Below are 23855 nucleotides of genomic sequence, written 5' to 3' on the forward strand. Positions count from 1 at the left end.
GCGCCTCGACGCCGAGCGACATTGAAGACGCTGAAGGCGCAGATGTCGATATCCCGTACGGACTTTTGTGCAGGCTCCAATAGCAACACGGCCTGCCAGCGGTGGCACCTTACTGGTCGCCACCGCTGGCAAGCCGGACTGCTGCAGATGATTTATCAACCCTTTGCGCTGGCGATGCAGGGGGAAACGAACAGCTCTCCTTTATAAGCACCTGCCAGTGTGCGTTTCATGATCACCAGCCACAGCGCAGCCAATCCTGCCACCAGCAGGCTGCCGAACACAGCGAAGAATGCCAGATCCAGCGCAGCGCCCAGCTTCAGCGTGGTCAAGGCAAAGACGCCCAGCGGGAAGGTGAAACCCCACCAGCCAAGGTTGAACGTAATGCCGTCACGCAAATAGCGCGCTGTGATCAGCCCGGCCATCAGCAGCCACCACATACTTACGCCCCATAGCACGATGCCCGCGATCAAGCCCAACCCGGACGCAATCTCCCCTACCGCGCGCAACCCATGTGCGGCGAAGATCGTCGGTGAGTCGGCGCCAAGCACCATCAAGCCAAAGGCCCCGGTGCTGATCGGCCCCAGGGCCAGCCAGCTCGATGCCGCCATGCTTTCGTGAGGCAGTTTATGCAAGGCCATGCGCAACAGCAGGATGGTCAGAATGCTGAACGCCACGGGCACCGACAATCCCCACAGCACAAAACTGGTAATCAGTATGCTGAACTGGCTGTAATGGTCAGCCATATGCGGGGCCAGTAAACCTCCGCTGGCCGCCGCCACCTCTGCCGCCACCACCGGCAGCAGCCATACAGCGGTCATCTGGTCGATGCGGTGCGTCTGACGGGTGAACATCATGAACGGAATGAGCACCCCGCACGCCATCGACATCGCAACATCCAGCCACCACAACATCTCGACAAGGGGCAGTACGCCCTCGCCCCAGCGCGCCAGGCCGAAGGTCAGAAGGCCGTTGATGATCGTGGCCAGCCCCATGGGGATCGTGCCTAAGAACATCGAAACCGTTGAATGCCCGAAGATGCGCCGCGCCTGCTCGAAGAACATTACCCAGCGAGCGGCGTACAGAAAACTGAACGTCAGGAACAGAACTATGTTGAGCATCCACAGGGCTTCGGCCACTTGATACAGGCCAGGAATGTGCATTGGCAGTTGGGGCAGAACGGCGGACAGAATGCCGGTTCCCATGGTTGCGGCGAACCAATTGGGCGTGAATTGGCGAATGACTTCCCGGGAATGAGTCAGTCGGCTAAAGGGTTTATTGGGGATGAAATGAAAAGGGTTCATGGCGTGCTCCTCTCCTCGTATGAGGTGAGGCTCATGGTATGGCGGGATCTGATATCTATTAAGCGGGTAATTTCGCTATGCATAATAGATTTAGCCGATATAAGAACGCGTCCAGCATTACACCTCCCGGAGCGCGATTGCCCGCGATGACGCTAGCGCGCTCTCCATTAACGGCACGGAGCTGAAGCAATTGCAGGCAAGCGCGCCCGTGGACGAAATCGCACTTCGACACCACGCCGCTCAGACCTTGGTCGACAAAGACGAACGAGAGTGGGCGTGCGAGACTGTGTGGCCTGCGACGGATCGCAGCCGAACCGTTATTCGCTAGAGTCTGGAGTTCCCATGTCGCTGTCCAGCGGGCTGATCGCTGCCGTCGCCCTGGCCTATATGGCCATCATGTTCGCGATTGCCTTCTATGGTGATCGTCGCAGCGGCGCGTTGCCGCCGCGATTGCGTGCGTGGGTGTATAGCTTGTCGCTGGCGGTGTACTGCACCAGTTGGACCTTCTTCGGCGCAGTGGGTCAGGCCGCCGAGCAATTGTGGTCGTTCCTGCCGATCTACCTGGGGCCCATTGTGATGATGGTGCTGGCGCCTTGGGTGTTGCAGAAAATGGTGCTGATCAGCAAGCAGGAAAGCATTACTTCCATCGCCGACTTCATCGCCGCCCGCTACGGAAAATCGCAGACGCTGGCGGTCGTGGTCGCGCTGATCTGTCTGATTGGTGTACTGCCGTACATCGCGCTGCAGCTCAAAGGCATTGTCCTGGGGGTGAACATTCTGATCGGCGCGGGCGCGGACGCTACCGGCACCCGTGCGCAAGACACAGCGCTGATCGTGTCGCTGGTGCTGGCGCTGTTCACCATCGTGTTCGGCACGCGCAACCTTGACGCCACCGAACACCATCGCGGTATGGTGCTGGCCATTGCCTTCGAGGCGCTGGTCAAGCTGTTCGCGTTCATGGCGGTGGGTGTGTTCGTGACCTTCGGCCTGTATGACGGAGTCGACGACCTGTTCAATCAGGCGATGCTCGCACCGCGTCTGGAGGAATATTGGAAAGAGACCATCAACTGGCCCTCGATGGTGGTGCAGACCGGTGTGGCGATGATGGCGATCGTCTGCCTGCCACGACAGTTTCACGTGACCGTGGTCGAGAACATCGAGCCACAGGATCTGCGCCTGGCGAAATGGGTTTTCCCGACCTATCTGCTGCTGGCCGGGCTGTTCGTGGTGCCCATCGCGCTGGCCGGGCAAATGCTGCTGCCCGGCTCGGTGCTGCCGGACTCTTTCGTGATCAGTGTACCGCTGGCCCATGCTCACCCGGCGCTGGCGCTGCTGGCGTTTATCGGTGGCGCATCGGCGGCCACCGGCATGGTGATCGTCGCCAGCGTTGCCCTGTCGACCATGGTCTCCAACGACATGCTGCTGCCGTGGCTGCTGCGACGCAAAACCGCCGAGCGTCCGTTCGAAGTGTTCCGCTACTGGATGCTCTCGGTGCGCCGGGTCAGCATCGTGGCGATCCTGTTGCTGGCCTATGTCAGCTACCGGTTGCTTGGCTCCACGGCGAGTCTTGCGACCATCGGCCAGATCGCCTTTGCCGCCATCACTCAACTGGCCCCGGCGATGATTGGCGCCCTGTACTGGAAACCGGCCAACCGCCGAGGCGTATTCGCCGGCCTGGCCGCTGGCGTGTTCATCTGGTTCTACACCCTGGTACTGCCGCTGACCGCCCACAGCATGGGCTGGTCGCTGAGCAGTTTTCCGCTGCTGGCGTGGCTGCACGGCAATCCGCTCAACCTGCCCATCACCCCGCTGACCCAGGGTGTGGTGCTGTCGATGGCGGGCAACTTTATCCTGTTCGTCTGGGTCTCGCTGCTGTCGCGCACGCGGGTTTCGGAGCACTGGCAAGCCGGGCGCTTCATCGGTCAGGAACTGCAGGCCCGGCACAACAACCGTTCGCTGCTGGCAGTGCAGATCGAAGACCTGCTCAAACTGTCTGCGCGCTTTGTCGGCGAGGAACGCGCGCAGCAGAGCTTCATCCGTTTCGCCTATCGGCAAGGCAAGGGCTTCAACCCGAACCAGAACGCCAATGGCGACTGGATTGCGCACACCGAGCGCCTGCTGGCCGGTGTGCTGGGCACCTCGTCGACCCGCGCCGTGGTCAAGGCCGCCATCGAGGGTCGCGACATGCAGCTGGAAGATGTGGTGCGCATCGCCGACGAAGCCTCCGAGGTGTTGCAGTTCAACCGCGCCCTGCTGCAAGGCGCCATCGAGAACATTACCCAGGGCATCAGCGTGGTCGATCAGTCGCTCAAACTGGTGGCCTGGAACGACCGCTATCTTGAGTTGTTCAATTATCCCGAAGGGCTGATCAGCGTGGGCCGGCCCATCGCCGATATTATTCGCTACAACGCCGAGCGTGGTCTGCTTGGGCCGGGCGAGGCCGAGGTGCACGTCGCCCGGCGCCTGCACTGGATGCGCCAGGGCCGTGCCCACACCTCCGAACGGCTGTTCCCCAATGGCCGGGTGATCGAGCTGATCGGCAACCCTATGCCCGGCGGTGGTTTCGTCATGAGTTTCACTGACATCACTGCCTTCCGCGAGGCCGAGCAAGCCCTCAAGGGCGTCAACGAAAGCCTGGAACAGCGCGTCGCCGAGCGTACTCGCGAGCTGTGGCAATTGAACGTTGCGCTCACCGAAGCCAAAGCCCATGCCGAAGCCGCCAACCAGTCGAAGACACGCTTTCTGGCTGCGGTCAGTCATGACCTGATGCAGCCCATGAACGCCGCGCGGCTGTTTTCTGCCGCGCTGCTGCATGTGGACGACAGCATCCCCGACGAAGCGCAAAAGCTGATCCAACACCTGGACAGTTCGCTGCGCTCGGCCGAGGACCTGATCAGCGACCTGCTGGATATTTCCCGCCTGGAAAACGGAAAATTCACTCCAACCATCGCACCATTTCCCCTTAACAATCTGTTCGACACCCTGGGCGCCGAGTTCAAGGCGCTGGCCCAGGAACAGGGTTTGAGCTTTCGCGTGCGGGGCAGCCAGCTGCGCATTGCCAGCGATGCAAAACTGCTACGCCGGGTGCTGCAGAATTTCCTGACGAACGCATTTCGCTATGCCAAAGGCCCGATCCTTTTGGGGGTACGGCGCAGAGGGGCGAATCTGAGCCTGGAGGTGTGGGACCGCGGGCCGGGCATTCCTGAAGACAAGCGCCAGGTGATTTTCGAGGAGTTCAAACGTCTGGACAGTCACCAGACCCGTGCCGAAAAAGGCTTAGGGTTGGGCCTGGCAATTGCCGATGGGCTGTGTCGAGTGCTCGGTCACACGCTGCAGGTGCGTTCCTGGCCGGGCAAGGGCAGCGTATTCAGTGTCACCGTGCCGCTGGCCCGCAGCCAGACCCTGCCGCCGCCCGCCAGCGTGGAGCCACACCGTGCCGCGCTCACTGGGACGCAGGTGCTGTGTGTCGACAACGAGGACAGCATCTTGATTGGCATGAACAGCCTGCTCAGTCGCTGGGGTTGCCAGGTATGGACGGCGCGCAATCGCCAGGAATGCCAAGCGTTGCTCGACGACGGCGTTCGTCCGCATCTGGCACTGGTGGACTACCATCTGGACCACGGCGAGATCGGCACTGAGCTGATGGCCTGGCTGCGCACCCAACTGGCTGAACCGGTGCCCGGTGTGCTGATCAGCGCCGATGGCAGGCCCGAACTGGTGGCGCAGGTGCACGCGGCGGGGCTGGAATACCTGGCTAAACCTGTCAAGCCCGCTGCATTGCGGGCATTGTTGAGTCGCCATGTGAGTTTGAATTAGCCCGAAGCGAGGATTCATCAACAACTGCGTTTTGGCGGTCAGCGGTTTCGACACCAAGGCTGTCACCGCCGTTTGGCCGAGCGGCGTGCGGGTCAGCACCCTTCAGGCATCGTATCGGCGCCACTTGGCGAAAATGTGTGTCCAGACATTTATTTTTGCTCGACCGTTCGGCCAGGAATAAACGCTCGTTTCGTCAACCCCGCGTTAAATAAATACGCTGCCCGCACCCGCTATTGCTGGCGTCTGCGGAAATATCGCGTGGGTGACGTGCTGCTGCGTGGCATTTCCGGATCCGCCTGCCTCCTGTAAAACCTTTCCAGTGCAGCGACAACGCCCTTTTTTAGATAATAGCCATTTGATATACAGGCCGGCACCGCCACTCCTTGAACAATAAAAAGACGTGGAGATCCTTGAATTTTGAATGCCAAAGGAGCAGCAGATGTTCATCAGAAAGATGCGTATTGGAATCAGAGCCGGGTTGAGTTTCGCAGTGATTGGCCTGTTGCTGGCGTCGGTCGGTGTATTCAGCCTGGGTAAGATGGCCGCGCTGCGCACCAGCGCCGAAGTGATCGAAGAGTCCTGGATGCCGAAGATCGAGGCTGTGCATGACGCTGCGGACAATGTCATGACCATCCGCATCGAAGCTTTGCGCCTGATCGCCAATAATGACCCTGCCAGCCACCGAAAAAGCCAGGCCGTGATCGCCGAGGAGCGCGCCGATTGGAGCAAGCAGTTTGGCGAGTACAAGCGCCTGGGCAATTCCGCAGAGGAACTGGCAATACTTACCGGCGTGCAGCGCGTGTTCGACGACTATCAGCGCGTGCTCGATCAGGTCATCGCCCATGTCGACGCCGGTCAGGCCGACCAGGCCAATACGCTGCTGAACACGCAACTGGCACCGATTGGCGGCAAGCTCAATTCCGCGCTGGAATCGCTGATAACCCTTAATCAGCAAGGCGCTGACGCCGCCGCCAAAGATGCCGCGAGCCTGTATGACCGGTCGCAAACCATACTGGCCTGCGTCATCGTTCTCTCGCTGCTCTTGACCTTGTGGCTCGCCTGGGCGCTGACCCGCAGCATCGTCCAGCCCATCAGTCAGGCATTGAAGGTGGCGCAAACCATCGCCGGCGGCAATCTCGCCGTCGCCTTTGAGCATCAGGGCAGTGACGAGCCCGCGCACCTGCTCAAAGCCTTGTCAGCCATGCAGCAAAATTTGCGCTCGACCATTCACGGCATCAGTGAATCATCGCAGCAGCTGGCATCGGCCGCCGAGCAAATGAGCTCGGTGATGGAGCAAAGTACGCGCAGCTTGCAGGCGCAGAACGACGAAATCGAACTGGCCGCAACGGCCGTGACGCAGATGAGCACGGCGGTGGATGAGGTGGCGAACAACGCTGTGGCCACTTCCGAGGCATCAAAAGCATCCGATACCGACAGCCAGCACGGGCAGCGTCAGGTGAGCGAGACGATCGATTCGATTCAAGGGTTGGTGGGCGAAGTGATGAACGCGTCGACACAGGCTCAGGGCCTGGCGAGTCAGGCGCAGGACATCAGCAAGGTGCTGGAGGTAATTCGTGGCATCGCTGCGCAGACCAACCTGCTGGCGCTTAACGCGGCCATCGAAGCGGCACGGGCCGGTGAGGCAGGACGCGGGTTCGCGGTGGTCGCCGATGAGGTGCGCTCCCTGGCCCTGCGGACGCAGGATTCGACCCAGGAAATCGAGCAGATGATCAGCGGTATCCAGAGCGGCACTCAGGACACGGTTGGCGCCATGCAGAACAGCGCCAGTCAGGCCGAACACACTCTGCAACGGGCCAGCAGCGCAGGCCAGGCGCTGGAGAAGATCACAGCAGCGATTTCCCAGATCAACCAGCGCAACCTGGTGATCGCCAGTGCCGCCGAACAGCAGTCGCTGGTGGCACGGGAAGTGGACCGCAGCCTGGTAAGCATCCGCGATCTGTCGACCCAGACTGCAGCGGGCGCGACCCAGACCTCCGCCGCCAGCCAGGAACTGTCACGGCTGGCGATGGATCTGAACGGGCTGGTCACCCGGTTCGTACTTTAAAACGCACGAGCCAAAGCGCCCCCTTCAGCAGCCCGGCTTGCTGGCAGCGGCGCCCCCATGGGCGCTGCTGCCGACCAACCGTGTGCTGCAGGCCAGTGTTCCAGGCTATAAATATCGCCGCTGCTGCTATTTGATTTTTCTGAACACAAACACCAAGCCCACCACAATCAGCACCATCCCCAGCATGCTCAGCCATGCTAGGCGGTTGCCAAAGATCAGGTAATCCATGATCGCGGTCACCGCTGGCACCAGATAGAACAGGCTGGTGACATTGACCAGATTGCCCTGAGCGATCAGCCGATACAGTAGAAAGGTCGCCAGCACCGACACCACCAATCCCATATACACAACGGGTACATAGAAGCCCAGGCTGTACTCGAAGTGAAACGGCTGAAAGGGCAGGCACACCGCGCACACGACTGTACCGGCCAAATACTGCACCGGCAGCGTGCCGAGGGGGTTATCGGTGATGCGCTTTTGCATGATCGAACCGCCGGTCATGCTCAACATGCCCAACACTCCGAACAGCATTCCGGCCAGCGAGCCGCCATCGCCGATCCCTTGAAACACCACCAGCACCAACCCTGCCAGCCCCAAGCCCAGTCCGAACATTCGCGACCAGGCGCGGCTGCGCTCGACCAGGACAGCCGTGAGGATCGGCTGCACACCCATGATGGTGGCCATGACCCCGGGTGCGACTTTCATGTTAAGCGCAAGCAAGTAACAGATTTGGTAAGCGCCCAGCAGGACCGCGCCGGTGGCCAGGGCATAGCGCATCGATTGGCGCGTGGCGGGAAGCTTGTAGCCCAGAGCGGGGATAAGGATTGCCAGCGCCATGAGCGCCAGCAAAAAACGAAAGAGTAGAAACGCAAAAGGCGAAGCGTGGGCCAGTCCCCACTTGGAGACAATCGCGCCGCTGCTCCAGAGCAATACGAACAGGGTAGTGGTGGCCATCGAGGCCAGGGCTTTGTTAGCAAACATGGTGTCACCTGTGATTCAGACAAAATCGGACCCGGCGCAAAACCGGATTCACTGATGTTTTGTTGGGGCTTGCAGGCGTGATTCGACGGCGTCAGCGCAGTCGATCAGCCCAGCACGACCGCGGCTGGCGGCGAAACAACGCACGCAACCGGGCCGGTCACAGGAGAGGGAGGTGGATAGCGCGTGATGTAGAACGCTTGCTGGCACCCGCACGGCTCACCCACAGCAGACGCTGCGGCAGCGAACACGATTGGCGAATGGCAAGCAGGCATGCACTGATCTTCTTCGGAATGAGGAGGAATGTTTCGACTTGTTTCAGAACACCGGCGCTGAATATAACCAGCGCGCGGTGCAGGATGCAACGTTTAGTTATCAGCCGAACAGCCAGTAGCCCAGCAGGGCCAGCACGATGACTGCCAGTACCGGACGCAGGATGCGATAGGCCTTGGGATTGGCGCGCTTGAACTGTTTGACCTGACCGCTGAATGCGTTGCTGAAACGCTTGCTGAACGCGTAAGCCTGGTTGATGCCGCCGACACGCTCATCATCGGTGTTTTGCGGCGCGGTGGCTCGGCCCAGGAAGGCACTGACGCTGCGATTGATCGAGGTCATGAAGCGGTTGCTCAACGGACGCTCGATGTCACAAAAAAGGATCACGCGGGTGACGTCGGTTTCGTTCTTGACCCAGTGCACATAGGTCTCGTCGAACATCACGTCCTCACCGTCGCGCCAGGCGTAGACCTTGCCATCGACGAAAATCCGGCAGTCGTCGGAGTTGGGCGTCGACAGCCCCAGGTGGTAGCGCAATGAACCGGCGAACGGGTCGCGGTGCGGGTTGAGATGACTGCCACCGGGCAACAGCGCGAACATCGCGCCCTTGACGTTGGGAATCCGGCTGACCAGCTCGACCGTCTTCGGGCACAGGGCCTCGGCCGACGGCAGCGGTTTGTCGTACCACTTGAGGTAAAACCGCTTCCAGCCCTTTTTGAAGAAAGAACCGAAGCCGGCGTCGTTGTCCTTGGCGGCGGCGCGAATGTAACCCTCGTCGAACAGGTGCATGGCCTCGTCGCGAATGGTCTCCCAGTTGTCGCGCAACACATCAAGCTCGGGAAATTTGCTGCGGTCCAGGTAGGGTCTGGACGGCACGCTGGAGAACACATACATCAAGGCGTTGTACGGCGCGAACAGTGCGGAGTGGTTCACGAACTGGCGCAGCACCGGCAGACGCGCCTTGCCGCGCAGGTGTACATACAACGTACTGCCGATGAACACGAGCAGAATCGCCGCCTTGGCAGCGAAGGAAAAGGTCATGAAGCTCTCCTTGGAACAGGCAAATAACCGTTGTAGCGCTTAATACCACGCCTGCGGGCCGCGCCCGGCGTCGGGGGCAGCGCGAGGCCAGGCATTCTAATCACTACAACGCCCAGCCAAATGACATACGTCACATCTTCGGCAGGGCTGGATGTGGGCCATCATAAGCCTTCGTCGGCCAGGTAAAAAGCCGAAGAATCTGCCAACGGGGCTATTGGGTCAGCTCCTGTTCAGTGAAAAGGTCGCTGAACAGCATGCTCGACAGGTAACGTTCGCCAGAATCCGGCAGGACCACGACAATGGTCTTGCCCTGCATTTCCGGCTTCTCGGCTAGACGCACCGCCGCCTGCATCGCCGCGCCGCAGGAGATGCCGCAAAGAATCCCCTCCTCTAGCATCAGTCGCAACGCCATGGCCTTGGCTTCCTCATCGCTGACCAACTCGACTTTGTCGACTATCGACAGGTCAAGATTCTTCGGGATGAATCCCGCCCCGATCCCCTGAATCTTGTGCGGGCTTGGCGTGATCTCCTGGCCGGCCATCGTTTGGGTGATGATCGGTGAAACCAGCGGTTCGACGGCTACCGAGGTGATCGGCTTGCCCATGGTGTGCTTGATATAGCGCGACACGCCGGTGATGGTGCCGCCGGTGCCGACGCCCGCCACCAGCACATCGACCGCGCCGTCGGTGTCGTTCCAGATTTCCGGGCCAGTGGTCTTTTCGTGAATCGCCGGGTTGGCCGGGTTTTCGAACTGCGATGGCATGAAGTATTGACCCGGGTCGCTAGCCACCAATTCCTCGGCCTTGGCGATCGCGCCTTTCATGCCTTTGGCAGGCTCGGTGAGCTCAAGTTCGGCGCCCAGCGCCTTCAGCACCTTGCGCCGCTCGATGCTCATGGACGCAGGCATGGTCAGTACCAGTTTATAGCCGCGGGCGGCGGCAACGAACGCCAGACCGATGCCGGTGTTGCCCGAGGTCGGCTCGACGATGGTCATGCCCGGCTTGAGTTTGCCCTTGCTCTCGGCGTCCCAGATCATGTTCGCGCCGATGCGACACTTGACCGAATACCCCGGATTACGCCCTTCGATCTTGGCCAGAATCGTAACCCCGCGCGGCGCGATACGGTTGATCTGCACCAGCGGCGTATTACCGATGGAATGGGCGTTGTCTGCGTAAATACGGCTCATGACCGGGTCCTTGTGCAGGTATGGAAAAACGCAAAGCCTATGCCTTGGGTACATATTGCGTCCAGTCATAGCGAACGGACGCCGGCGACGGTAGTCAACAAACGTAGGAATACCGGAGAGTACCGCCATGAAACGTCGCTATAGCTGGCCACTGTGGACAGTCCTGGGTCTGGTTGTGTTGCTGATTGTCCTGCACATTGCGCTGCCCTACGTGGTGCGCAACTACCTCAACGAAAAACTTGCCGACATGGGCGACTACCGCGGTCAGGTGACGGATGTAGATCTGGCATTGTGGCGCGGCGCCTACAAGATCAATGGCCTGAACATCGTCAAGGTTGACGGCAAAGTGCCTGTTCCGCTGCTCAAGGCACCGGTCATCGACATCGCAGTCAGTTGGCATTCACTCTGGTACGACCATGCGGTGGTGGCGAAGGTCGCGTTCATCAGTCCCGAACTTAACTTCGTCGACGGGGGCGCCAACAAGCAACAATCGCAGACCGGTGCCGGTACCGACTGGCGCGAGCAGTTGAACAAGCTGCTGCCGATTACCCTCAACGAAGTCCGTATCGACGACGGCAAAATCACCTTCAGCAACTTCACGTCTACGCCCAAGGTAAAAATCGAGGCCGACAAGATCAACGCCAGTCTTTATAACCTGACCAACGTCGTCGACACCGCTGGCAAGCGCGACGCACGGTTCGAGGGCAAGGCCCTCTTACTGGGCCATGCACCGCTGGAAACCAATGCCACGTTCGACCCGTTCAGCAATTTCGAGGACTTCGACTTCAAACTGCGGGTGACCGGTCTGCAGCTCAAACGCATGAACGATTTCGCCTCGGCCTACGGCAAGTTCGACTTCAACGCAGGCAACGGCGACCTCATCATCGAAGCCCAGGCCAACAAAGGTCAGCTCAGCGGTTACATCAAACCGCTGCTGCGCGATGTGGATATCTTTAACTGGCAACAAGACGTCGAGAATCAGAACAAGGGCTTCTTCCGCTCGGTCTGGGAAGCCATCGTCGGCGGCAGCCAGACCCTCTTGAAGAATCAGAGCAAGAACCAGTTTGCCACCCGCGTCGAGCTCAGCGGCAGTGTGCACAAGCAGGACATCAGCGCCTTTCAGGCATTCCTGCAGATTCTGCGCAACGCTTTCGTCCAGGCCTTCAACACGCGGTATGACAGTGGCAAAGGCGAGGCGAAGTGACCGCCTGTCATTGCGTCTTGCTCTGTGATTCAACGCTATAAGCGAGGCGGCTTTCTTCACCAAGACTGCCGCCCTGCCCTTGGTTCTGCAGCGATTCCCATCCGATACACGCCCAGGCCAACTGAATATTCTCAGCCGTCGCCGCCTATGCCTGTGCGTCGAGATAAAGCGTCTCGGCACCGATCTGGATATCCAGGCTCACTCCACTGCGCAGCAACGATCGTCACGATTTTCCCGGCAGTCAAATCGCGACCCGCCATTCAGCGACTGAATAAAGCGTGTGCGTTCACAGCCGAGCAGCGTGCGCGTTATAGTCGCTGCATTCTTTTCGGCGTCCGGCCCGTGTCCGCACGCCCTGTTCGAGGATTTTTCGATGAAGTTCGAAGGCACCCGCGCCTACGTCGCCACTGACGACCTGAAGCTTGCCGTCAATGCCGCCATCACGCTTGAGCGTCCACTGCTGGTCAAGGGTGAACCGGGCACAGGCAAAACCATGCTAGCCGAACAACTGGCCGCTTCCTTTGGCGCAAAGCTGATCACCTGGCATATCAAGTCGACCACCAAAGCGCACCAGGGGCTCTACGAATACGATGCGGTCAGCCGTCTGCGTGATTCACAGCTGGGCGTCGACAAGGTCCACGATGTACGCAACTACCTGAAAAAAGGAAAGCTGTGGGAGGCCTTCGAGGCCCAAGAGCGGGTGATTCTGCTGATCGATGAAATCGACAAGGCCGACATCGAGTTTCCCAACGACCTGTTGCAGGAACTCGACAAGATGGAGTTCTACGTTTACGAGATCGACGAGACGATCAAAGCCAAAAAACGCCCGATCATCATCATTACCTCAAACAACGAGAAAGAGCTGCCGGATGCCTTCCTGCGTCGCTGTTTCTTTCACTACATCGCCTTCCCGGATCGAAACACACTGCAGCAGATCGTCGATGTGCACTACCCGGACATCAAGAAGGATCTGGTCAGCGAAGCACTGGACGTGTTCTTTGACGTGCGCAAGGTGCCGGGCCTGAAGAAAAAACCTTCGACCTCCGAGCTGGTGGACTGGCTGAAGTTGCTTATGGCCGACAACATTGGTGAAGCGGTACTGCGCGAACGTGATCCGACCAAGGCCATCCCGCCGCTGGCCGGGGCGCTGGTCAAGAACGAACAGGACGTCCAGCTGTTGGAACGTCTGGCGTTCATGAGCCGCCGCGGCAGTCGATAAGGGCGTTTGCCATGTTGCTCAACCTGTTCAATGAAATGCGCGCAGCCAAGGTGCCGGTCTCGGTGCGCGAGCTGCTGGACCTGATCAATGCGCTGAAACAGCGCGTCACCTTCGCCGACATGGACGAGTTCTATTACTTGGCGCGCACCATTCTGGTCAAGGACGAGCGCCACTTCGACAAATTCGACCGCGCCTTCGGCGCCTATTTCAATGGGCTGGAGAAGCTCGACGATCATCTGCAAGCGTTGATCCCCGAAGACTGGCTGCGCAAGGAGTTCGAGCGTTCGCTGACCGACGAGGAGCGTGCGCAGATTCAGTCCCTGGGCGGTCTGGACAAACTCATCGAAGCATTCAAGAAGCGTCTGGAAGAACAGAAAGAACGCCACGCCGGTGGCAACAAGTGGATCGGCACCGGCGGCACCAGCCCGTTCGGTTCCGGTGGATATAACCCTGAAGGTATTCGCGTCGGCGACGCAGGCAAGCGCCAGGGCAAGGCGGTCAAGGTCTGGGATCAGCGCGAATACAAGAATCTGGACGATCAGGTCGAACTCGGCACGCGCAATATAAAAGTCGCGCTGCGCAGGCTACGCAAATTCGCCCGCCAAGGCGCCGCCGACGAGCTGGACATCGAAGGCACCATCGACCATACCGCCCGTGATGCCGGCCTGCTGAATATCCAGATGCGCCCGGAGCGGCGCAACACCATCAAACTGTTGCTGCTGTTCGACATCGGCGGCTCGATGGACGCCCACGTGAAGATCTGCGAAGAGTTGTTCTCGGCCTGCAAGACCGAGTTCAAGCACATGGAGTATTTCTACTTCCACAACTTCATCTACGAATCGGTGTGGAAGAACAACCTGCGCCGCACCTCCGAGCGCACCTCCACCCAGGATCTGCTGCACAAATACGGCGCCGACTACAAAGTGATCTTCATCGGCGATGCCGCCATGGCGCCCTATGAAATCACCCAACCTGGCGGCAGCGTCGAGCACTGGAACGAAGAAGCGGGCTACGTCTGGATGCAGCGCTTCATGGCCAAGTTCAAGAAGATCATCTGGATCAACCCCTACCCCAAGGATGCCTGGGCCTACACCACCTCGACCAACATCGTGCGCGACCTGATCGAGGATCAGATGTATCCGCTGACGTTGCGCGGGCTGGAGGAAGGGATGCGGTACCTGGCGAAGTGACGTGAGACCGTCGCGCGATGGCGTCCGGTCAGTGCCGGGCTGATTGGCACGGCGCTCTCGCGGGCAAGCGCGCTTCTACCATGTCCGGTGGAGCTGATCCAGACAGTGCGCCTGCTCCCGATGCGCCACTTCCTGCACCACCGCTCTCATCCGCACCACTGCCCCGGGCAGCTTCTGCGCCAGGCGCGTCAGTGCAAGGGGCGTCATTGCGCCGAGTCGAGGGTAGCCGCCGATCGTCTGGCGGTCATTGAGCAGGACGATGGGCTGGCCATCCGGGGGGACCTGAATGGCGCCCAGCGGGATGCCTTCGGAGATCATCGGCTTGCCCTGGTAGATTAGCTCCGGCCCCAGCAGACGCATGCCCATGCGGTCGGCGCGGCTGTCGAGGGTCCAGTCACTGTTAAAAGCGTCGAACAGGCTCATTCCGCTGAACTGGCCGATTTGCGCGCCGAGTACGACGTCCAGCGGCCGATGGTCGTTTAGCTCGGGGATCAGTTGATCGGAAAGGACATGCAATTGGAATGAAGTGCCCGAGTACCTGAGCTGATCACCTTCACGCAGCGCCTTGCCGGAACCTTCCAATCCGCCCAGCCCTTCCCTGCCGACCGTAGCGCGGCTGCCCAATACATCGACGGCGTCGAAACCACCGGGCGCTGCAAGGTAGGCCCGCACGCCGCAAGTCGGCTGGATGAAGCGCAGTTGCTGGCCTTTGCGCATGAAAAAGCTGCGCCACGGTGCGATCCGGCGGTCGTCGAGCATGACGTCCAGGTCTGCGCCTGCCAGTGCCAGGCAGCAGTCGTCTTCGGCAATCAGGGTCATGCCGCCCAGCGTTACTTCGATCACTGCGGCATCGAGCGGGTTATTCAGCAGTTTGTTGGCCCAGGACATCGACACCCAATCCAGTGCGCCGCCTTGGGTCACGCCCAGATGACGCACGCCGAAGCGGCCGGCGTCCTGCAACTGGCACAGCGGCGTGCTGCTTTTGACCGTCAACAGGCTCATGCCAGCGCCTCCAATGGCGTGTCGTCGCCGCCCAAACGAATGAATTCGCCGTGATCGATGGCCGCGAAACGCACCGTATCGCCGGGCTGCATGAGGCTGTAGCCGTCGATTTGGCGGTCGAACAATATGGTCGGGGTACGGCCCAGGATATTCCAGCCGCCTGGCGATTCCAGCGGATAGGCGGCGGTCTGCCGTTCGGCGATGCCCACGCTCCCCGCCGCGACCCGTTTGCGCGGGGTCTTGATTCTTGGCGCGGCAAGGACTTCTTCGACCAGCCCCATGAAGGCGAAGCCCGGCGCAAAACCCAGGGCGAATACCTGATACTCGCGCTGGCTGTGACGCTTGATCACTTCGCCCACTGACAAGCCGCTGCGTTCGCAGAGCAAGCTCAGCTCTGGCCCGACGCTGACGTCGTACCAGACCGGCAACACGTGCTGCCTACCGCTCGCCAAGGCGTCGGGCGACAGGTCGTGCAACGCCTTGACGATGATTTCACGGGCATGCTGCGGATTCAGCGCCATCAAGTCGTAATGCACCATCAAGGTGGTGTAGGACGGTACCAGATCGATCAGATGCGCACCAAAGCCCTCGCGCAGGCGCATTCTGGCGGCGAGCATCCACGGCATGTTGGCCTCAGCGATGGCATCGAACAGACGCACCATCAGGCAATCGATCGCGACGACTTCAATACGCAGATTCATGAACCGGACGTCTTGCTCAAGGCCTCGCGTATGCGCTGCACCGCCGCGATGGAACTGGCGTTGTCGCCGTGAACGCAAAGGGTATCGACCTTTAGTAGCAGTTCACTGCCGTCGCTGGCAATCAGGGCCTGCCCACGGGACAAGGTAAGGGCCTGACCAACGATCAGCGCCGGGTCATGATGCACCGCGCCTGGCAAAGTCCGTGAAACCAGCCGGCCAACACTGTCGTAGGCTCGATCGGCGAAGGCTTCAAACCAGAGCGTGATGCCGAATTCATCGGCAATGGCTTGGGCTGCGCTGTTGTTGCGCATGGACAGCAGCATTAGCGGCAATTGCGGGTCATAACGGGCGATGCCTTCGGCAACCGCACGCAGCTGAGCCGGGTTGGCCATCATGTCGTTGTACATCGCGCCATGAGGTTTGACGTAGCTGACGCGCCCGCCCTGGGCACGACAGACGCCATCGAGCGCGCCAATCTGATAATGCAGCAGGTCCTGGATTTCCTGCGCCGAGCACGCCATGGAGCGACGCCCGAATCCCACCAGATCGGGGTATGCAGGGTGCGCGCCGACGGTGACGTTGTGACTCAACGCCAAGGCCACGGTCTTGCGCATGACGCTGGGATCACCGGCGTGAAAGCCACAGGCGATGTTGGCGCAATCGATGTAAGGCATGACCTCGGCGTCCAGGCCCATGGTCCATGCGCCGTAGCTTTCACCGATATCACAATTGAGTAACAGGCCGCCGCCCATGGCTGATCTCCTGCGCAGTGAGGGTAAGACACGAGGCTTGAGTCTACGCGTGCAACGCTAGCGTTTGCAGCGCAGGCCCGGCCTGGTCATCTGTAGCCGCATTCTTGGACGAGGGAAGCGAGGTGTCCAACGAATAAAAGCGGGCAGCCAGGATAAGAAAAAGTGAACAGGTAATGCCTAGCCCCTGATCGACTGAAGACCGCCTTCTCTGCCGCGGTACGGCTTGCCGGCGGTGATGTCCCCGGATACCGCCCGCGCCGACACGCCCTTGCGCAAAGGCGCTAAATCAGCGCCAGTCCCGGTTGACTGGCCGCACGTGATGCCGCCCCACGAACAACCAGTCGATGAACACCACGAAGCTTTCCAGCACCAGTGAAAGCAACAGCGCACATACCAACCCCCAGCCAATGACCTCCGGCGACAGCAGCACTTGCCACGTGTAGCCGTTCCACGTCTCGGCGCGGATATCCGCGTCGGCGGCAGTCAGCACATGCCAGGCACGGGCGTACCACGGCCCCTGCAGCGACTGCCATTCACGATCCAGGGCCTGCGTGCGGCTCAGAAGATTGCTGATGTTATTGGCGTCAGTGCGAAAAACCGGGTCATCGCTGCTGCGGTAATGCTGGATAAGCGCCTGCACATCGCCATTGAAAAAGCGCTGGGCCGTATCGTTGTAGCCGCGCAGATTCTGCTGCGCTTCTATCAGATGCGCCTCGACACGCTTGCTGTAATCGCTGATGAAGCCGGGAATCTGCACGCCGATCAACAGGCCTGCCGTGAATAACACCAGTCGCACATAGCTTCGCAGCATAGGTCCCTCTCTGTCAGGTTCGGCCTTCGGCCACGCATTCGCCGCGACGCCACAGGCTCCACTGCCCCGGCTCGTAGCGTTTCCAGGATTCGTTTTCGGTCAACGGTTCGGTGGCAATGACAGTGACCACATCATTGGGCGTGGTTTCGGCCTGGAAATCGACGATCACATCGACATCCTTCAGCCGCGCCGGACCGAAGGGCGCACGCCGCGTGATATGCACCAGCTTGGTAGAACAGAAGCAGAACAGCCAGTCGCCGTCGCTGAGCAGGCCATTGAACACGCCTTTGCTTCGATACTCGCTGCAGGCCCGGACCAGGGTGGGCAACAGCTGCTCGATCTCGACAGGCTCCGGAAATCCTTCGCGCACCCGGTTCAACAGGTCACAGAACGCGGCCTCGCTGTCCGTATCGCCGACCGGCCGATAGAAGGTGACGCTGGGATGAAAATCCGCCAGTTGGCCGTTATGCGCGAAGCACCAGTTACGCCCCCACAACTCACGGACAAAAGGATGGGTATTGGACAGGCACACCCTGCCGACGTTGGCCTGGCGGATGTGGCCGATGACCACTTCGCTCTTGATCGGGTAACGCTGTACCAGTTGCGCGACCTCGGACTCGCTGCTGGCAGCGGGGTCCTGAAACAGGCGCAACCCACGTCCTTCGTAAAAGCCGATGCCCCAACCATCACGGTGAGGCCCGGTGCGACCGCCCCGCTGCATCAGCCCGGTAAAGCTGAACACGATGTCGGTGGGTACATTGGCACTCATGCCCAGAAGTTCACACATGCTCGGCGCTCGGAAGATTCAACAGCACGTTTACCTGGTACAAACCGGTCACAACTTGGGCTCGACCCGGTAGCGGCCGCCGGGCGCTGTATTCACGCCGCCGGAGGGCTCTGTGGGGGGGATGGCGTAGCGGTCGGCGTTTTGCGAGGCGTACGGCTGGTCGGCTTCCTGCTGCTCGGCGGCAGCTTGTGCGGCAGCGGCTTCGGCGTGAGCCTGACGAGCCTTTTTCCTGCGCAGGAACGGCAGACGGATCAGCGCGAAAATGATGTACAGCCCCAGCGCAACTGCGCCATAGGTCGACAGATCGAGCGCTGCACGCCAGACGTTATTGCCGACTTTGAGCCCAAGATCCAGCGCACTGATGGCAAGGGCCGGTGCGTATTTTTCCTTCACCGGGTCGATGATGGTCGGGCAAAACAGCAGGACCGCACCGATGACCCGCAGCGGTTCACGCAGGTAGCGCCACATCCAGCCCGTAAGCTTGAACCACACCAACAGACAGCCCAACGCAGCGAATGCGTAAAGGCCCCAGGCAATCAGATAATCGTTGTCGGTCATGACGTCCGTGGTAAGGCAGGTAGAGAGGCGCTTATGATAACGACTTTTGGCAAGCCTAGCTTCCCCGGCTTCAGTTATCGGTCCGTGGCACCTTTGCAGGCGCCACCGCAGCGATCCGTTTCACTTTTGAGAGAGCCCAGCATGCCTTCTTCCGACCTCCATTCCCGCGCTCCGATTGCCCGCAAGGCGGACGGTGCCGATCCGTATGCCTGGCTGCAGAATCGCGACACCGATGAGGTGCTCGATTACCTCAAGGCTGAAAACGACTACCAGGAACGCCAACTGGCGGATCAACAGGCACTGCGCGAAACCCTGTTTCAGGAGATCAAGGGTCGCATCCTCGAAACCGACCTGTCCCTGCCCTCGCCCTGGGGGCCCTACCTGTACTACACGCGGACCACGCAAGGCGACGAATACGCCCGTCACTACCGCTGCCCGCGCCCGGCTGACGACTCGCAAACGGTCGACGAAAGCGCCGAGCAATTGCTGCTCGACCCCAATGAGCTGGCCAATGGCGGCTTCTTCTCCCTCGGGGCGTTCAGCATCAGCCCTGACCATCAGCGTCTGGCGTACAGCCTGGACACCAGCGGCGAAGAGGTCTATGCGCTTTACGTCAAGGAGCTGAGCAGCGGCGAGGTGAGCAGCCTGCCGTTCGAGGACTGCGACGGCAGCATGACCTGGGCCAACGACAGCCAGACACTGTTCTTTGCCGAGCTGGACGACACCCATCGTCCGCACAAGCTTTATCGCCACACGCTGAGCGGTAACTCGGCGGACCTGGTGTTCCATGAGCCGGACGGGCGTTTCTTTCTGCATTGCTACCGCACCAGTTCCGAGCGCCAACTGGTGCTCGCGCTGGGCAGCAAGACCACCGGCGAAAGCTGGGTACTGGACGCAAGCAAACCCCAGCAGCCGTTCGTGTGCATGGCACCCCGCAACGAAGGCCATGAATATTCGGTGGATCACGGCCTGATCGATGGTGCCTGGAGCTGGCTGATTCGTAGCAACCAGGCCGGTATCAACTTCGCGCTGTTTCATGCGCCCGAGCAAAACGCCAGCGTGCCTGAGCGCAAGGACTGGCAGACCCTGATACCTCACAGTGAAACAGTCATGCTCGACGGCTTCAGCCTCAACGCTGGGGGCCTGACCCTGAGCCTGCGTGAAGGCGGCTTGCCTATCGTCGAAGTTCACCCTCAGGATTTGCCAGCCTATCGCGTGCAACTGCCGGATGCGGCCTACAACCTGTATGTGCAGGACACCCTTGAATTCGACAGCGACAGGATTCGTTTGCGCTATCAGTCGCTGAACCGTCCGCCTCAGGTCCGTCAACTGACCTTGGCCACCGGCGAGCAGGCGGTACTCAAGGAAACGCCGGTTCTGGGAGCGTTCGATGCCGATGCCTACGTCAGTCAGCGGGTCTGGGCGAACGCCGCCGATGGCACCCGGATCCCGATCAGCCTTGTGGTCAAACGGGAACTGGCGGGTCAGTCGGTGCCACTGTACCTGTACGGATACGGCGCCTACGGCGAGAGCCTGGACCCTTGGTTCTCCCACGCCCGGCTCAGTCTGCTCGATCGCGGCATTGCCTTTGCCATCGCTCATGTACGCGGCGGCGGCGAACTGGGCGAGGCCTGGTATCGCGATGGCAAGCAGGAGCACAAGCAGAACACCTTCAGCGACTTCGTCGCGTGCGCTGCACATCTGATTGCGGAAAACCTCACCACGGCCGAGAAACTGGTGATCAGTGGCGGCAGTGCTGGCGGGTTGTTGATCGGCGCGGTGGTCAATCAGCGCCCAGAGTTGTTCAAGGCGGCCATTGCCGAGGTGCCGTTCGTCGATGTGCTCAACACCATGCTCGACCCAGACCTGCCGCTGACCGTGACCGAATACGACGAGTGGGGTAACCCGCAGGAGCCCGAGGTTTACGCCCGGATCAAGGCTTATGCGCCGTATGAGAATGTCAGCGCCCAGGCTTATCCGGCAATGCTGGTCATTGCCGGCTACAACGACAGCCGCGTGCAATATTGGGAGGCGGCCAAGTGGGTGGCGAAATTACGCGATAGCAAAACCGACGACAACCTGCTGCTGCTCAAGACCGAACTGGGCGCCGGCCACGGCGGGATGAGCGGTCGCTATCAGGGGTTGCGTGACGTGGCGCTGGAGTACGGCTTTATCTTCAAGGTATTGCAACTGGCCTGAGGGCCGCTGGCTTTCGCCAACTGCTGCTCCCGGACGCGGTGTCGTCCGGGCTCTACTTACTCATCATCTCAACACTGAACAAGAACCTTGCCATGCCGACACCGTCATCACTGAACAACGAGATCCGCGAGATGCTGATGGACTGCGGTCTGTTCCTTGCCCTCTCGCCTGCGGATTTCGCCGCGGCAGCGGGCTACTTCAGCATTAGTAGTATCGACAAAGACGACGCCATCTTCAACGAGGGCGATGCGGGCACTTTCATGTGCATCATCCATTCGGGCACGGTATCGGTGCAGAAACTCAACGGCGACGGCAAACAGGTGCAAACCGCCGTTTTGCGCAGCGGCCGGGCGTTCGGCGAGATGGCAGTGCTGGACGGCGAACGCCGCTCGGCCAGTTGTATCGCTGCCTCACCCTGCGCCCTGTTGAATCTGGGCAAGGACTCGCTGGACAAGATGCTCAACGAAGCACCCAGGGTGGCGGCCAAGATCATCCGCGCCATTGCCATTGCCATGTCCAAACGTCTGCGGATGATGGATGGGCAGGTGTTGGCGCACCCGGAATAGGCAATCGGCTGATATATGCCGGTTAAGGTGCTGTGCTCGCGCCCGGCTTTTGCGGCTGCTGCAATCCCGGCAACGGCTCATCTTCCTTCGGCGGTCCCGGTTGGGGAATTTTCGGCAGTAATGGCGGGTTACCCTGCCCGCCTGCCCGCGGCACAGTCGGTGGGCTGACCTGCGGATAAGGGGTGGGTGTCGCCGTCCCGGGCGAGCCGGACGTCGCTGCGATCGGCTCGGGGGTGTTGAGGACAGGTTGCAGATTCTCGGCAAATACCTGCGATACGCCAAGCATCGCCAAGGCAATCGCCGCTAGAATGGACCGCTTCATCGTTGGCCTCCACTGCCAATCTCTTGCTGGGACGCTCAGGCTACTCCTGCTCAGCGTTTCGTGCGCTGACAAATTGCTCTGCGCCTGGCCACGCCGCCTACCGAGTTTTCCATGAAACGTTTCGTTCTGCTCGACACCACCCCGATTCCCGACAACGGCGGCGCCTTGTGCCTGTTCGAGTACGGTGAGGATTTCGTGATCAAGATCCAGGGCGGCGACGGCGGCCAGTTGATGAACACGCGCATGCACGGCTCGGAGGACGCGCTGGCGGAAATCCCCTGCAAGAAAGTCGCCTCGCGCCTACAACCGCGGGTGTTGATCGGGGGGCTGGGCATGGGTTTTACCCTCGCTTCGGCACTCAAGCATCTGGGCAAGAACGGCCAGGTGGTCGTCGCTGAACTGGTGCCGGGTGTGGTCGAGTGGAATCGCGGCCCGCTGGGTAAGAAATCCGGCAACCCACTGCAGGATTCGCGCGCCAGCGTGCTCATCCAGGACGTGGCCCAGGTGTTGAAAAGCGAGCCACAGGGTTTCGACGCGATCATGCTTGATGTCGACAACGGTCCCGAAGGCCTGACGCAAAAGTCCAACAGCTGGCTGTATTCATCCGGCGGGCTGGCCGCCTGCGCCAGCGCGTTGCGTCCCAAAGGCGTGCTGGCCGTCTGGTCCGCCAGCGCCGACGCTGCCTTCAGTGACAAACTGCGCAAGGCCGGTTTCAAGGCCGAAGAGGTCAAGGTCTACGCTCATGGCAACAAAGGCACGCGCCATACGATCTGGATCGCCGAAAAACTCAAGGGCTGAGCGCACCGCAAAGCGCTAGACTTGCTCCATTGCCAACAGAACACGAAACAGGTGACACATGAGTTCGGGAACGCCGACCAACACTTCCAAGCTCGATCGCATCCTCGCCGACGCCCAGCGCGATCGCGAAATGGGTTATCGCGACAAGGCCCTGCGCATGTATCCGCACGTGTGCGGGCGTTGTGCCCGTGAGTTTTCCGGCAAGCGCCTGAGCGAACTGACCGTGCACCATCGCGACCACAACCACGACAACAATCCTCAGGACGGCTCCAACTGGGAGCTGCTATGCCTGTACTGCCACGACAATGAACACTCGCGCTACACCGACCAGCAGTACTTCTCCGACAGCTCGACCAGCAGCCCGAAAACCGCCAAGGCCACCCATAACCCCTTCGCCGCATTGGCAGGCCTGATGAAAAGCAGCGACGAGACTTAAGCCGCAGGTTTTTTTGACCGACCAGCAGCAGGCCAGCGCAGAATCTGTGAGGGCTTGCCGCACTCTGCTTTTTACCGGGGGAGCCTGACGCTCGAAACTAGGCGCTGGTTTTGTGCCGTATAATCCCGCGCTTTCTTCGAAGAGCACCCTCCCCCGTGGCCAACAAACGCTATGCCTGCATCGGCTTGTTCAACCCCAAATCCCCGGAAAACGTCGGTTCGGTGATGCGTGCAGCGGGCTGCTACGGCGTGGCATCGGTGTTCTACACCGGCAAACGCTACGAGCGAGCGCGGGATTTCGTGACTGACACCAAGAAAATTCATCAGGACATCCCGCTGATCGGCATCGATGATCTGAAGAAGATCATCCCTCTGGGCTGCGTGCCCGTTGCCGTTGAATTGGTGCAAGGGGCGCGCTCGCTGCCGGAGTACACCCACCCGGATCGAGCGATCTACATCTTCGGCCCGGAAGACGGCTCGCTCGATAAAGAGATTCGCGACTGGTGCGAAGACGTGGTGTACATCCCCACCACGGGCTGCATGAACCTGGCGGCGACCGTCAATGTCGTGTTGTACGACCGCATGGCAAAAGGCAACAACACCCGCTCGGGACCGCAGTTCGGGCGTGAAACCGATCGCACCTGATCAACC

Annotated in this window: 21 protein-coding genes; 10 read left to right on the forward strand and 11 right to left on the reverse strand. The window is 60.4% G+C overall.

What is annotated here, in order from left to right; all coding sequences use genetic code 11:
* Nucleotides 1-155 precede the first annotated feature (155 nt).
* Nucleotides 156-1301: a TDT family transporter gene (locus B3I26_RS00165; protein ID WP_296254154.1), complete on the reverse strand. Its 1146-nt coding sequence runs from the start codon at nucleotides 1299-1301 to the stop codon at nucleotides 156-158.
* Between the two features lie 342 nt (nucleotides 1302-1643).
* Here B3I26_RS00165 and B3I26_RS00170 point away from each other — a divergent pair, with 342 nt between their 5' ends.
* On the forward strand, nucleotides 1644-5117 hold the full coding sequence (locus B3I26_RS00170) for a hybrid sensor histidine kinase/response regulator (RefSeq protein WP_296254155.1): 3474 nt from the start codon (nucleotides 1644-1646) through the stop codon (nucleotides 5115-5117).
* A gap of 454 nt (nucleotides 5118-5571) precedes the next feature.
* Nucleotides 5572-7182 carry a methyl-accepting chemotaxis protein gene (locus B3I26_RS00175; RefSeq protein WP_409522010.1) on the forward strand — a complete coding sequence of 537 codons (1611 nt, stop codon included), beginning with the start codon at nucleotides 5572-5574 and terminating at the stop codon, nucleotides 7180-7182.
* 126 nt (nucleotides 7183-7308) lie between these two features.
* Here the strand turns inward: B3I26_RS00175 and B3I26_RS00180 are convergent, their stop codons facing one another.
* The 3 genes from B3I26_RS00180 to cysK all read right to left on the reverse strand — a co-directional run bounded on the left by B3I26_RS00180 (nucleotide 7309) and on the right by cysK (nucleotide 10660).
* Complete coding sequence (locus B3I26_RS00180; protein WP_296254157.1) at nucleotides 7309-8163, reverse strand: DMT family transporter; 855 nt, start codon at nucleotides 8161-8163, stop codon at nucleotides 7309-7311.
* Between the two features lie 372 nt (nucleotides 8164-8535).
* Nucleotides 8536-9474, reverse strand: coding sequence for an aspartyl/asparaginyl beta-hydroxylase domain-containing protein (locus B3I26_RS00185; RefSeq protein WP_296254158.1), 939 nt, complete (start codon nucleotides 9472-9474; stop codon nucleotides 8536-8538).
* A 211-nt stretch (nucleotides 9475-9685) separates the two neighbouring features.
* A complete protein-coding gene (gene cysK / locus B3I26_RS00190) occupies nucleotides 9686-10660 on the reverse strand; it encodes a cysteine synthase A (protein WP_296254159.1) in 975 nt (324 codons plus the stop codon).
* A 127-nt stretch (nucleotides 10661-10787) separates the two neighbouring features.
* On the opposite strand from cysK, the gene B3I26_RS00195 reads away from it, so the two are divergent.
* The 3 genes from B3I26_RS00195 to B3I26_RS00205 all read left to right on the forward strand — a co-directional run bounded on the left by B3I26_RS00195 (nucleotide 10788) and on the right by B3I26_RS00205 (nucleotide 14273).
* Complete coding sequence (locus B3I26_RS00195) at nucleotides 10788-11864, forward strand: DUF748 domain-containing protein (RefSeq protein WP_296254160.1); 1077 nt, start codon at nucleotides 10788-10790, stop codon at nucleotides 11862-11864.
* 373 nt (nucleotides 11865-12237) lie between these two features.
* Nucleotides 12238-13083, forward strand: coding sequence for an AAA family ATPase (locus tag B3I26_RS00200; protein WP_296254161.1), 846 nt, complete (start codon nucleotides 12238-12240; stop codon nucleotides 13081-13083).
* An 11-nt stretch (nucleotides 13084-13094) separates the two neighbouring features.
* Complete coding sequence (locus B3I26_RS00205) at nucleotides 13095-14273, forward strand: vWA domain-containing protein (RefSeq protein ID WP_296254162.1); 1179 nt, start codon at nucleotides 13095-13097, stop codon at nucleotides 14271-14273.
* A gap of 75 nt (nucleotides 14274-14348) precedes the next feature.
* On the opposite strand, the gene B3I26_RS00210 is transcribed toward B3I26_RS00205, so the two are convergent.
* The 6 genes from B3I26_RS00210 to B3I26_RS00235 all read right to left on the reverse strand — a co-directional run bounded on the left by B3I26_RS00210 (nucleotide 14349) and on the right by B3I26_RS00235 (nucleotide 18884).
* Entirely contained in the window at nucleotides 14349-15275 is a 927-nt protein-coding gene (locus B3I26_RS00210) for a biotin-dependent carboxyltransferase family protein (protein WP_296254163.1), read from the reverse strand.
* Nucleotides 15272-15976: a 5-oxoprolinase subunit B family protein gene (locus B3I26_RS00215; RefSeq protein ID WP_296254164.1), complete on the reverse strand. Its 705-nt coding sequence runs from the start codon at nucleotides 15974-15976 to the stop codon at nucleotides 15272-15274. Before B3I26_RS00215 ends, B3I26_RS00210 begins: the two co-directional genes overlap by 4 nt.
* Nucleotides 15973-16728, reverse strand: a complete 756-nt coding sequence (locus B3I26_RS00220; protein ID WP_296254165.1) for a 5-oxoprolinase subunit PxpA — start codon at nucleotides 16726-16728, stop codon at nucleotides 15973-15975. Before B3I26_RS00220 ends, B3I26_RS00215 begins: the two co-directional genes overlap by 4 nt.
* A gap of 286 nt (nucleotides 16729-17014) precedes the next feature.
* Nucleotides 17015-17539, reverse strand: coding sequence for a DUF2937 family protein (locus B3I26_RS00225; RefSeq protein WP_296254166.1), 525 nt, complete (start codon nucleotides 17537-17539; stop codon nucleotides 17015-17017).
* A 13-nt stretch (nucleotides 17540-17552) separates the two neighbouring features.
* On the reverse strand, nucleotides 17553-18326 hold the full coding sequence (locus B3I26_RS00230; protein WP_296254167.1) for a class II glutamine amidotransferase: 774 nt from the start codon (nucleotides 18324-18326) through the stop codon (nucleotides 17553-17555).
* Between the two features lie 48 nt (nucleotides 18327-18374).
* Nucleotides 18375-18884, reverse strand: a complete 510-nt coding sequence (locus tag B3I26_RS00235; RefSeq protein ID WP_296254168.1) for an MFS transporter — start codon at nucleotides 18882-18884, stop codon at nucleotides 18375-18377.
* A gap of 141 nt (nucleotides 18885-19025) precedes the next feature.
* On the opposite strand from B3I26_RS00235, the gene B3I26_RS00240 reads away from it, so the two are divergent.
* Nucleotides 19026-21083 carry a S9 family peptidase gene (locus B3I26_RS00240; RefSeq protein ID WP_296254169.1) on the forward strand — a complete coding sequence of 686 codons (2058 nt, stop codon included), beginning with the start codon at nucleotides 19026-19028 and terminating at the stop codon, nucleotides 21081-21083.
* A gap of 92 nt (nucleotides 21084-21175) precedes the next feature.
* Nucleotides 21176-21649 carry a cyclic nucleotide-binding domain-containing protein gene (locus tag B3I26_RS00245; protein WP_296254170.1) on the forward strand — a complete coding sequence of 158 codons (474 nt, stop codon included), beginning with the start codon at nucleotides 21176-21178 and terminating at the stop codon, nucleotides 21647-21649.
* Nucleotides 21650-21671: 22 nt separating this feature from the next.
* Here B3I26_RS00245 and B3I26_RS00250 read toward each other — a convergent pair whose 3' ends face one another.
* Nucleotides 21672-21971, reverse strand: a complete 300-nt coding sequence (locus tag B3I26_RS00250; protein WP_296254171.1) for a hypothetical protein — start codon at nucleotides 21969-21971, stop codon at nucleotides 21672-21674.
* A gap of 111 nt (nucleotides 21972-22082) precedes the next feature.
* Between B3I26_RS00250 and B3I26_RS00255 the strand changes: the two genes are divergently transcribed.
* The 3 genes from B3I26_RS00255 (at nucleotide 22083) to B3I26_RS00265 (ending at nucleotide 23849) form a co-directional block, all read left to right on the forward strand.
* The gene (locus B3I26_RS00255) at nucleotides 22083-22769 is read left to right on the forward strand and encodes a spermidine synthase (RefSeq protein WP_296254172.1); all 687 of its coding nucleotides are present in this window, start codon (nucleotides 22083-22085) and stop codon (nucleotides 22767-22769) included.
* Nucleotides 22770-22827: 58 nt separating this feature from the next.
* Nucleotides 22828-23205: a YajD family HNH nuclease gene (locus tag B3I26_RS00260; RefSeq protein WP_296254173.1), complete on the forward strand. Its 378-nt coding sequence runs from the start codon at nucleotides 22828-22830 to the stop codon at nucleotides 23203-23205.
* 155 nt (nucleotides 23206-23360) lie between these two features.
* Nucleotides 23361-23849, forward strand: a complete 489-nt coding sequence (locus B3I26_RS00265; RefSeq protein ID WP_296254174.1) for an RNA methyltransferase — start codon at nucleotides 23361-23363, stop codon at nucleotides 23847-23849.
* The last annotated feature ends 6 nt before the right edge of the window (nucleotides 23850-23855 follow it).

The sequence above is a fragment of the Pseudomonas sp. UBA5706 genome (assembly GCF_002419965.1).
Taxonomy (GTDB): Bacteria; Pseudomonadota; Gammaproteobacteria; order Pseudomonadales; family Pseudomonadaceae; genus Aquipseudomonas.

What these genes read in the sequence shown, in the direction of transcription:
- B3I26_RS00230 (WP_296254167.1), bottom strand. Translation starts at nt 18,326, where the DNA reads ATGTGTGAACTTCTGGGCATGAGTGCCAATGTACCCACCGACATCGTG.
- B3I26_RS00245 (WP_296254170.1), top strand. Translation starts at nt 21,176, where the DNA reads ATGCCGACACCGTCATCACTGAACAACGAGATCCGCGAGATGCTGATG.
- B3I26_RS00210 (WP_296254163.1), bottom strand. Translation starts at nt 15,275, where the DNA reads ATGAGCCTGTTGACGGTCAAAAGCAGCACGCCGCTGTGCCAGTTGCAG.
- B3I26_RS00225 (WP_296254166.1), bottom strand. Translation starts at nt 17,539, where the DNA reads ATGCTGCGAAGCTATGTGCGACTGGTGTTATTCACGGCAGGCCTGTTG.
- B3I26_RS00255 (WP_296254172.1), top strand. Translation starts at nt 22,083, where the DNA reads ATGAAACGTTTCGTTCTGCTCGACACCACCCCGATTCCCGACAACGGC.
- B3I26_RS00240 (WP_296254169.1), top strand. Translation starts at nt 19,026, where the DNA reads ATGCCTTCTTCCGACCTCCATTCCCGCGCTCCGATTGCCCGCAAGGCG.
- B3I26_RS00180 (WP_296254157.1), bottom strand. Translation starts at nt 8,163, where the DNA reads ATGTTTGCTAACAAAGCCCTGGCCTCGATGGCCACCACTACCCTGTTC.
- B3I26_RS00235 (WP_296254168.1), bottom strand. Translation starts at nt 18,884, where the DNA reads ATGACCGACAACGATTATCTGATTGCCTGGGGCCTTTACGCATTCGCT.
- B3I26_RS00205 (WP_296254162.1), top strand. Translation starts at nt 13,095, where the DNA reads ATGTTGCTCAACCTGTTCAATGAAATGCGCGCAGCCAAGGTGCCGGTC.
- B3I26_RS00165 (WP_296254154.1), bottom strand. Translation starts at nt 1,301, where the DNA reads ATGAACCCTTTTCATTTCATCCCCAATAAACCCTTTAGCCGACTGACT.
- B3I26_RS00175 (WP_409522010.1), top strand. Translation starts at nt 5,572, where the DNA reads ATGCGTATTGGAATCAGAGCCGGGTTGAGTTTCGCAGTGATTGGCCTG.
- B3I26_RS00215 (WP_296254164.1), bottom strand. Translation starts at nt 15,976, where the DNA reads ATGAATCTGCGTATTGAAGTCGTCGCGATCGATTGCCTGATGGTGCGT.
- B3I26_RS00260 (WP_296254173.1), top strand. Translation starts at nt 22,828, where the DNA reads ATGAGTTCGGGAACGCCGACCAACACTTCCAAGCTCGATCGCATCCTC.
- cysK (WP_296254159.1), bottom strand. Translation starts at nt 10,660, where the DNA reads ATGAGCCGTATTTACGCAGACAACGCCCATTCCATCGGTAATACGCCG.
- B3I26_RS00220 (WP_296254165.1), bottom strand. Translation starts at nt 16,728, where the DNA reads ATGGGCGGCGGCCTGTTACTCAATTGTGATATCGGTGAAAGCTACGGC.
- B3I26_RS00250 (WP_296254171.1), bottom strand. Translation starts at nt 21,971, where the DNA reads ATGAAGCGGTCCATTCTAGCGGCGATTGCCTTGGCGATGCTTGGCGTA.
- B3I26_RS00170 (WP_296254155.1), top strand. Translation starts at nt 1,644, where the DNA reads ATGTCGCTGTCCAGCGGGCTGATCGCTGCCGTCGCCCTGGCCTATATG.
- B3I26_RS00185 (WP_296254158.1), bottom strand. Translation starts at nt 9,474, where the DNA reads ATGACCTTTTCCTTCGCTGCCAAGGCGGCGATTCTGCTCGTGTTCATC.
- B3I26_RS00195 (WP_296254160.1), top strand. Translation starts at nt 10,788, where the DNA reads ATGAAACGTCGCTATAGCTGGCCACTGTGGACAGTCCTGGGTCTGGTT.
- B3I26_RS00200 (WP_296254161.1), top strand. Translation starts at nt 12,238, where the DNA reads ATGAAGTTCGAAGGCACCCGCGCCTACGTCGCCACTGACGACCTGAAG.